At 35.2% G+C, this 9,650-nt stretch carries 6 protein-coding genes; 5 read left to right on the top strand and 1 reads right to left on the bottom strand.

Annotated elements, in window-relative coordinates; genetic code table 11:
* Window positions 1-78: 78 nt before the first annotated feature.
* The gene (locus ACTXGU_RS21970; RefSeq protein WP_443483650.1) at window positions 79-867 is read right to left on the bottom strand and encodes a two-component system sensor histidine kinase NtrB; all 789 of its coding nucleotides are present in this window, start codon (window positions 865-867) and stop codon (window positions 79-81) included.
* A gap of 779 nt (window positions 868-1,646) precedes the next feature.
* Between ACTXGU_RS21970 and ACTXGU_RS21965 the strand changes: the two genes are divergently transcribed.
* The 5 genes from ACTXGU_RS21965 to ACTXGU_RS21945 all read left to right on the top strand — a co-directional run bounded on the left by ACTXGU_RS21965 (window position 1,647) and on the right by ACTXGU_RS21945 (window position 9,534).
* Complete coding sequence (locus ACTXGU_RS21965) at window positions 1,647-2,519, top strand: helix-turn-helix domain-containing protein (protein ID WP_443483649.1); 873 nt, start codon at window positions 1,647-1,649, stop codon at window positions 2,517-2,519.
* A 423-nt stretch (window positions 2,520-2,942) separates the two neighbouring features.
* The gene (locus ACTXGU_RS21960; RefSeq protein ID WP_443483648.1) at window positions 2,943-4,055 is read left to right on the top strand and encodes a LysM peptidoglycan-binding domain-containing protein; all 1,113 of its coding nucleotides are present in this window, start codon (window positions 2,943-2,945) and stop codon (window positions 4,053-4,055) included.
* A gap of 437 nt (window positions 4,056-4,492) precedes the next feature.
* Window positions 4,493-6,109 (top strand): SWIM zinc finger family protein, encoded by a 1,617-nt coding sequence (locus ACTXGU_RS21955; RefSeq protein WP_443483647.1) that lies wholly within the window; start codon window positions 4,493-4,495, stop codon window positions 6,107-6,109.
* Window positions 6,096-8,915, top strand: coding sequence for a DEAD/DEAH box helicase (locus ACTXGU_RS21950; RefSeq protein WP_443483646.1), 2,820 nt, complete (start codon window positions 6,096-6,098; stop codon window positions 8,913-8,915). The genes ACTXGU_RS21955 and ACTXGU_RS21950 overlap by 14 nt, the downstream gene beginning before the upstream one ends.
* Before the next feature lie 175 nt (window positions 8,916-9,090).
* On the top strand, window positions 9,091-9,534 hold the full coding sequence (locus ACTXGU_RS21945) for a YwpF family protein (RefSeq protein WP_443483645.1): 444 nt from the start codon (window positions 9,091-9,093) through the stop codon (window positions 9,532-9,534).
* The last annotated feature ends 116 nt before the right edge of the window (window positions 9,535-9,650 follow it).

The following is a 9,650-nucleotide window of genomic DNA, read 5'->3' as shown; positions in this document are numbered from 1 at the left end:
ACCAAGTTTATTGTTTTATTCAAAAACAACAAACTTTTAGAAAACAGCCAAAAACAATTACTTTTCAACGTGGGAGTTTTATGTGTCAAAATTAGTATGCCTACTTTCAGGAATAGATATATTGACATGAACACCTTTGTTTAGCTCACTGTTAATCTCTAATTGACCTTGTAACGTTTCCACAATAGTTTTACATATTGGCAAACCTAAACCAGTTCCCTCTTCTTTCGTCGTATAGAAGGGATAGAAGATATTTTCTAATTGTTCTGGGGAAATTCCAGGACCACTATCTTTAATGGAAAGGACTATTTTTTTATTTTCTTTTGCCGCTTCAATCATAATAGTCCCATTTTCTTCAATTGCTTCTCCTGCATTTTTTATTAGATTAATTAATAGTCGTTCAAAACGGCCTGCATTACCGGAGATATAAAGGTTACTTGCAATATTAGTAAGTATCGTAATATTTTTATTTTCAAATTGAAGAGAATAAATCGTCACAATTTTTTCAATACTGTGCTTCACATCAATAATCGTTAAATTATCATAATGTAAATGAGATTTCGATAAGGTTAGCAGCTCTTGTATTAGCAATTCAATTCTATTTGCTTCCTCACGAATAATGGAAGAATACTGTGCAATATTTGTTTCTGATTTCGACTTTGCTTCTTGTTCCAGGTATTGTGTAAAACCAATAATAGTAGTGAGCGGATTTCTTATTTCATGGGCAAAAAAAGCCGCCATTTTTCCTATTTCGGAATCAAAGTTATCACTCGATAATTGTTGATGTTCTGGAACAAATGTTGAATTGGTTGTCTCTTTTATTTTCTTTTTTCTTTTTGACCATTTTCGGCTGAACACACGTATCATAATGTAAGCTTGCACTCCTATTGAATTCATCTAATAGTCTAAAATAAGAAAAGCGGAAGCACCCGATTAGCGACCAGTTTACCTTCAAAAATTTTCTTTTCTTTTAAAAAATATCCTGCTTAGGTAACTTTTTGAACATCCTCTTTAATTATTCTCTTTCCTGTACACTTATCCCTCTATGTTTCTATTTTTTATATTAAAAAAAGTGAATTTCTAAGAAAAGCGCAGGCGTCTTGACCAGCCCCGAAGAAAAATGTTCTCTTGGCTCAAAAAGTGTTCTTTACTTTTAGAGCCAAGAGGTTATCTTTCACAGGGGCTAGGCGCCGGCCGGCTAAATGCGCCACGTCCTGTGGCAACGCCGGCACTTGTACATCCTGTACGTCGGAGCTAGACACTTATCTAAGTTGGAAAATTTTATCTTTCTTATCTTTCAATAACAAAAAAAAGACCGCTCTCTTCTTAAGAAAACGGCAGAAAATTGGAGATAAAAGGACTACTCGTAAAGTAAAAAAAATAGGGTTTAATAGAATTAATTGTTCTATTAAACTGCTCAATTAAGAGATATTCAACTATTATTAACACGATGGCGTAGGTGGGCCTTCTTTAAATAGCAAAGATATTCTTAATATATTGCGGTCGTTTCTATTAAACCATATTATATAAATAGATGTATTCTTTGTTTTCACGGTTTATAAGCCGATTTTAGTTATAAATCTCTCTTTTTATCTCAAAAATACTTACAATTATAACTTTAGGAATATTTCATAGGAAGTGATACATTGGATTTTTCAGCTGTTGGAGAAAAAATAAAAGAATTACGTAAGGAAATTGGGTTATCTCAAAAAGAGTTGGCACACAATATTTGTACGCAATCTCAAATTAGTAAAATTGAAAAAGGAGAGGTACTGCCGTTGTCCTCTACTTTATATTTAATTTCACAACGATTAGGAATCGATGTCAATTATTTCTTTGACATTGGTACAACTCCAAGACTGGATTATGTAGTGGAAACTAGCAGACAATTAAAAGCCGCCCGTAGAAATACGGATTATAATACTATTAAACAAATTGTCGAAGCAGAAGAAAATAATCCTCTTTTCACCAGTAATAAAAAACATTTTCAAATACTGCTTTGGCATAAAGCAATTTACGAATTTGAAGTAAACCGTCAATTTCAAAAAGCGATTCAGTTGATTGATGAAGCTGTCCAATTAACTTTTGATAAAGTATTTTCTGAAAAAGAAATAGAGATCTACATTAGTAAAGGTATTTTTTATTACGAAGAAGGTTTAATAGAGGAAAGCTTAAAAATTTATTATAAAGCATTTGATCACTTAAATCATATTCCTCATTTACAGGATGACACGATAAAAAGCCGACTTTATTTTAATATCGCTAAATCACTTACTGACTTAAAACAATATAAAACATCCATCTCTTACTGTAAAGAAGCGATAGATTGGTCTATCGAAAAAGATAACCTCTACCTTCTTGCACATTTTCACTACCATATAGGCTATAACTATGAGCTTCAAGAGAAATTTCAGCTTGCAACAAACTATATGAAAGAAGCAGTAATGATTTTTCAACTAGTAAAAGACACTCGATATATCGATTATATTCAAAATAAAATTGAACAGTGCAATACATAGAAAAGCGGAAGCGCCTTAGTCAGCCCCGAAGAAAAATGTTCTCTTGACTCAAAAAGTGCTTTTTACTTTTAGAGGCAAGAGGTTATCTTTCACAGGGGCTAGGCGCTGTAGCTAGACACATAGAAAAGCGCAAGCGCCTTGGTCAGCCCCGAAGCTAGGCACCCACAAACTTCATTAATAATTATTAAAAAATTTGGATAGGTAAAGCCTCACACAATAAGGCTGGTGTGGGGCTCTCCTATCCTTCTTATTTTCTATTATTGTATTATAAGAAAACAATGCACCGTCTCTATGCCAAACCCATGTGAAAATTGTCCTATTTTTCCTCGCTACACTCTTTTCCCCTTATAAACAAGTACCATCGACTTCCCTATATGATAAGATAGTTTCATAGAATACTAATTATTGGGAGTGAGTGTCAAAATGAAGAAAAAAGTCACAACCTTGGCCACCGCAGCCGTTATTTCAACCGCTTTCACTTCAACTGCATCTGCTAGTACATATGTTGTACAAAAAGGAGATTCGTTAAATAAAATTGCAAAAAAATATAATACGACTGTTCAAAAATTAAAATCCAGCAATAATTTATCAACTGATACTATTTTTATTAATCAAAAGTTAACCATTACAAACAGTTCAAATAAAACGATTCAACAAGCTTCCGTATCCACTGATGATACAAATAACGCTTCATCAGCAACAACCTATACCATTGTATCTGGGGATACACTTCTTAAGATTGCTAATAAGTATTCTATTTCATTAGCTGAATTAAAACAATGGAATAATATCAATTCCGATGTGATTTATCCTGGAAATGTATTAGTAGTTTCTAAACCAGCTACAGTCTCTTCCAATACAAACACAGATTCTTCCAATGAGACAAGTACAAATAATCGTGAAAATCAAGGGATTGCAACAGATAATTCATCTACTTATACGATAAAAAGCGGGGATACTTTAGGTAAAATTGCATCAGCATACAATCTTTCCTTGTCCCAATTAAAACAATTAAACAATCTAACTTCAGACCTCATTTTTCCAGGTCAACAATTAAAGGTGTCACCTTCTGACAGTAATCCACCAGTCAGTATTGAAAATAAAGAACAAAAAATAGAACAACAAAAACAACCAAGCTTTATTTCTAATCCAACGAATACGGATCCTGCTTCTTTTGAAACAACTGTCCTAACAGAAGCACAAAAAATGATTGGCACACCATATAGTTGGGGCGGCACAACATCTGCTGGATTTGATTGCAGTGGTTTTGTGTATTATGTGTATTCCAAAGCGGGAAAGCCACTTAATCGATTATCTACTTCAGGTTATTATGACCGGAGTTATTATGTAGACTTCCCTAAAGTTGGCGACCTTGTATTTTTTAAAAATACATATAAAGAAGGCATTTCTCACCTTGGCATCTATATTGGCAACAATTCGTTTATTCATGCTGATTCTTCCAAGGGTGTCCGTATTACAAGTTTAGATAACGCTTATTTTAAAGACCACTTTGCAAGCTTTAAACGATTTTACTAAAGAGGGTTCACGGAATCCTCTCCTTTTTCTTCTATTCATTCCTTTTTATTCTTCTCTCCTTCCTTTTTCTGACCCTACCATCCTATTTAGAAAAACGGTATAATTAAAGAATGGTTTTTTTTTACACGATAACTTTATAGAGGATGTTCAAAAAGGCATCAAATGATAAGCGGCGAATCTCTTCGTTGGCTTGCTTTTCCGCTACTCACGTATCTAATTGCATACGTTCCGTTGCTCAAAGCTACGCCGCCTCGACCTTCTTGCTTCTAATTTGTTACCTTTTTGAACACGCACTTTTTACGTCTATTCATTAAACATAAAGCTAATAATGAATAGCAATGAACTTATTCTATATATTTAAAGCTGCTTTATTAATTAATTTGGATCAATAGCACCTCTGCAAAAGGTTCTGGTCATTTTCGGGAGGGATAAGAACGATGTTTCTAGAAGAATATTTAGAGCCGTTGAATTTTTGCGCTGAAAACTTCAATAAACTACTTGATGCAAACAATCCCGCTTCTCAAAAAATAGTAGAAAAAGGATTGCTCCTTTATAGGCAAGGATTTGTATCCCAAGTAAAAATAGATAATAACTCAATAATTGGCGTCGTTCAAGATGTTACGCCAGTTAAAGTAACCCTTGATTTAACTTTTATCCAATTCAGTTCATGTACGTGCATGAGCAATGGATTTTGTCGTCATCAGTTGGCTCTTTTCTTCTATTTACTTGGTCAAACAGGCAAAGTATCCACATGGCTGACAGATTGGCGCCAACCAATCCCCAAAAAAGGAGCGCTGAAAAATTTGCCATTAAGGAAAGCCAGTGATTTATTACCGAAATCTGATGCAAAGGAACCTAACTATACAGAATGGATTACAACCTTTAATGAAGACTTTGATGCAATCATTGGCAAGAACAGTGATAAAGCCTATACCATTGCAGAGATGTACACTGTTTATATTCGCAAGCTAAAAAATTATGCTCCCTTCCAAAACGAATGGAAGCTATTATACTTATTAATCGGAAAAGTGTATACATTTAAAAAACTGCTTCAGTTAAGCAACACCTTGCAGCATTCTACTGACACGATAAACCGCTATTATCGTCATGTTTATCATGATTTATTAAACGGTGTGGTAGAGTGTATAAATAAATTGGCTAATTTTACAATGCCTTTTGCTTTTGATGCATTTTTACAAAGGCTAAAGGATGAATGTGAAGATATTCTAACAATTAATACTAGTATTACATTTGAATCCATTCATATATACCGTGTGCTTTGGACCAATATTTTTACGAAAAAGCAATGGCAGCAAGAGGAATTAGCAAGATTAACTGGGAAAGAAACAGCTTTCTTTACGGAAAAAGTTGCTTGCATCCATCTGCAAATTCTTTTGCGAAAAGATAAACAAGCACTGGAAACGATTCGAATATTACAAATAGACATCATCCCATATATGATATATTGGATCGATTATTTTAATAGCCGTAAAGCGTGGAATCGTCTGGAACCGTATATTCAAGCTTACACCCAGCCATTAAAAGGGTATTTTTCCATTATTAATGATGATTTTGATTATTGCCATGAATTTAGTATGATAGCGATAAAATCGATCATGCCATTTTGTGAAGCAAAAAACCGAAGCGATTTGTTAGAAAAAACGTATATCCAAACACTGCCTTTTAGTTTTGAACACTATGAAAGGTTTTTATATGAAAAAGAGTATTTAGACAAATGGATTGATTTGCTTACGTATATGGGAATTGACATTGACATGCTTCATCATTCTCAAATTAAAATGCTGCAGCAGTATGATCAAAGCCTGCTGTTATCTCTTTATCATCGCTCGATCCAAGAACATATTCATTCAAAAACAAGGGAACATTATCGCATCGCCGTTCGTCAATTAAAAAAATTACGCACTATATATAAAAAGTTAAAAAGACAACAAGAGTTTGACCGTTTCTTTACCATTACACTTGAGCGGACAAAGAGATTAAGGGCCTTTCATGAAGAATGTAGGAAGGGTAAGTTGATACATGCTGAAAAATAATAATATCAAAATAAATGTTCATTATTATGAGGGAAAAGGATTTTTTTTAACTGGAGAAGTGGATGATTTTTATGTCCATCCAGACTATTGGGAAAAGCTTCTCTTCCAGTATCATGCAGAAAGCTATTATGGAACGATCTTGCAACAACAATCTATCGCTGGAATAGAAGGAATTCTTTTAAACAGCTGGCAGCTCGCCACGTTATTTGCAAATGAACGCTTTAACCGGTATATCGAGTGGGATTGGAATGAAACTGCACAAGTATGTTTAGCTGCAGCACCAGCCCTGCATGAAGCGATCATAAAAAAAGAATGGATCCCTAATTTTAAAGAATGGGAACAAAACAGCTTTCGTTGGGCTTTGCCAGAAAGTGTGACGGAGGAATTTACTGCATCTTTTTGGGAAGAACAACGGCAAGATGAACTGGAAGGCCAAAACAATCAAGACTTTATTGACATGTGGTTCCATCAATCATTAGACCTTTATTTGGATGAAAACGTAGAAGCAAAACAACAGTTTCAACAAAAAATTACTGCTTTACAAAGCAGCAATATTCCTTCTGCTAAATTATCTGCTTATTTTACAGAAGCAACATGGCAAGAATGGATGGGTTTATCTGATAATCCTTGCCCTTTTACACTAGGAATTAAGCTGGAAGAGCCAGCAGAATTGGCTTCAACATGGAATTTGGATCTTTTTCTGAAAGCAAAGAACGACTCCGAAAGTTACGATCTTGGAAACATGCCGAAAAAATGGCAGGCATTCGAGTCTTTTATCAGAGAAGAGCAAGCTCGTTGGATAGACCTTTTTCCTTGGCTGCAAGGAGAGAAGAAAGGGATTACGAGCCAACTGACAGAAGAAGAAGCATGGATGTTTCTAACAGATGCCAGCGAAACATTGCTTACTCTTGGTGTCGATATTTTGCTTCCTTCTTGGTGGCAGGCGATGAAAAGTGCCAGCATGAAGGTAAAAGCAAAAGTTTCCAACACAAACCATCGGCCTTCCTTTGTTGGCCTCCAAGCAATGTTAGATTATAATTGGCGTTTTTCCATGAATGGCGTCAATCTGTCGGAAGAGGAATTTAATAAAATGGTGGAAGAAAAACGGCGCCTAGTTTATATCAGAGGTCGCTGGATTAAATTAGACCCCTCTTTTATCCGACAAATACAAGATTTAATGAAAAAAGCAGAACAAGAAGGACTTCATGTTCGTGATTTAATTGAACAGGAATTAATGTCGACAGAGGAACAGCAGGAAGAGGACTTAGAAAATCCAAAAACGTTTGCAAAAATCCAAATTGAGTTAAACAAACAGTGGCGAACGATGATTCAGCAATTAAAAGAAATAAAAAATTTGCCGCTTGAAAAAGTCCCAACTAGCTTTTTGGGAGAATTAAGGCCTTATCAAGTACTCGGTATGAGCTGGCTATTATTTTTAAGAAAATACGGCTTTGGTGCGGTTCTGGCTGATGATATGGGGCTAGGAAAAACGGTTCAGCTTATCTCGTATTTACTAAAAGTAAAAGAAGCGGAACCAAACAACCGAACTCCGGCTCTTATTATTTGTCCGACCTCTGTTTTAGGAAACTGGCAAAAAGAGATTGAACGATTTGCTCCTCACCTTTCTATATATCTTCATTACGGATCAAATCGACTGAAAGAGGAGCAGTTTTTACAAAAAGCAATGGACAGTGATGTCGTCCTGACATCGTATGGTTTATCCCATATTGATATAGAACAATTTGAACAAATCACTTGGAGTTCTATTTCTATCGATGAAGCACAAAACATAAAAAATGCGCAAACAAAGCAGTCACGGGCCGTTCGTAAACTAAAAGGAAATCATTATATTGCTTTATCCGGAACACCAATGGAAAATCGCTTAAACGAGCTTTGGTCTATCTTTGACTTTACCAACCACGGCTATTTAGGAAGTCTTGGTCAATTCCAAAAAAGATATGTGATCCCGATCGAAAAAGAAGAGAAAGTAGAACAAATCCAACGACTGCAAAACATGATTCGACCGTTTTTATTAAGAAGAACTAAAAAGGATGAAGAAGTAGCTTTAAACCTGCCGGATAAGTTGGAACAAAAAGAATACTGCCCATTAACAGCTGAACAAGCAGCCTTGTATGAACAGTTAATTCATGATACTTTTGCAAAAATTGACCAATTAAGCGGCATGGAAAGAAAAGGGCTTGTCTTGCAAATGTTAAGCAGATTAAAACAACTATGCAACCATCCTGCTCTTTATTTAAAAGAGGAGAAGCCAAGCAATCTTTTGGAGCGTTCCGTAAAGATGGAAAAGCTGGCTGAATTGATGGAAACGATTTTGGAACGAAAAGAAAGCTGCCTTATTTTCACTCAGTATATTGATATGGGTGCCATGATTCAGCAAATGATGAAGAAGAAGTTTCAACTAGATGTACCATTTTTAAATGGAAGCGTACCAAAACAAACAAGAGACAAATTAATTCAACAATTTCAAGAAAATGAATTTCCGATTTTTCTTCTTTCCTTAAAAGCAGGAGGAACCGGATTAAATTTAACAGCTGCCAATCATGTTATTCATTATGACCGATGGTGGAACCCAGCTGTTGAGAATCAAGCAACCGACCGTGCATACCGCATCGGACAAACTAAATTTGTGCATGTACATAAAATGATTTGTACAGGCACATTGGAAGAAAAGATTGATGCCATGCTAGAAAAGAAACAATCATTAAATGAACAAATTATTCAAAATGAAAACTGGGTAACAGAACTTTCAACAGACGAATTAAAAGATTTAGTTTCATTATCATAAGAAAAGCGGAAGTGCCTTGATCATCGACGTACGGACTGGAGGGACTTTGACTGAGATAGAGGAAACATGAAGAGCCGAATGGCGAATCGATGTTGACTTATCGTAGGGAAAAGTCCTGAAGTACGATAGTCGATAGGCACTGGAGCTGGACAAAGAAAAGCGAAGGTGGCATTTCGTGAAAACATTTAAACTAATTTCTATTCAAGTGGTAATGGATGATAAGATTATTCCGATTGATTTACTGGATGGACTAATTATCAATAAAGAAGAAGAAAGTAAACTCTGGCTAATTGACCTTTATACGAATCACACGTATATCGACTTGTTTCAAAAAGCGAATGAAAAGAAAAAAAATATACTCGTTCATGCTGTCATTACAAAAAAAGAGAACGATCCGGCTCCATTTGAGGTAGAAGTTCGTTCTATCCAAATTTTTGAACAAACAGTAAGTATTCTTTTAGAAGGAACATTAAAGCGCAACCGTAAAGATTATGCCGAAATGCTGCTTGATTATTTGTTAGAAGAAGGGTATACAGGAACAGAATTATCCACTAAGTTTAAGGAATTGATGCAAAGCAAACCGCAATCAATACTTAAAAGCAATAGATTTGACGATTAAATAAGAAAAGCGGAAACGCCCTTGCTCATTGACAGAAAAAGCTGAGGTCCACAGGATGTGGATTACACAATCGTTGCCACAGGACGTGGCGGTTTTAGATTGTGTACCTTTCAGAT

The organism is Niallia sp. 01092, assembly GCF_052318935.1.
In the GTDB taxonomy this organism is placed as follows: domain Bacteria; phylum Bacillota; class Bacilli; order Bacillales; family Cytobacillaceae; genus Niallia.
The sequence above is the reverse complement of the archived record's forward strand: the minus strand, read 5'-3'. Positions and strand labels throughout refer to the sequence as shown.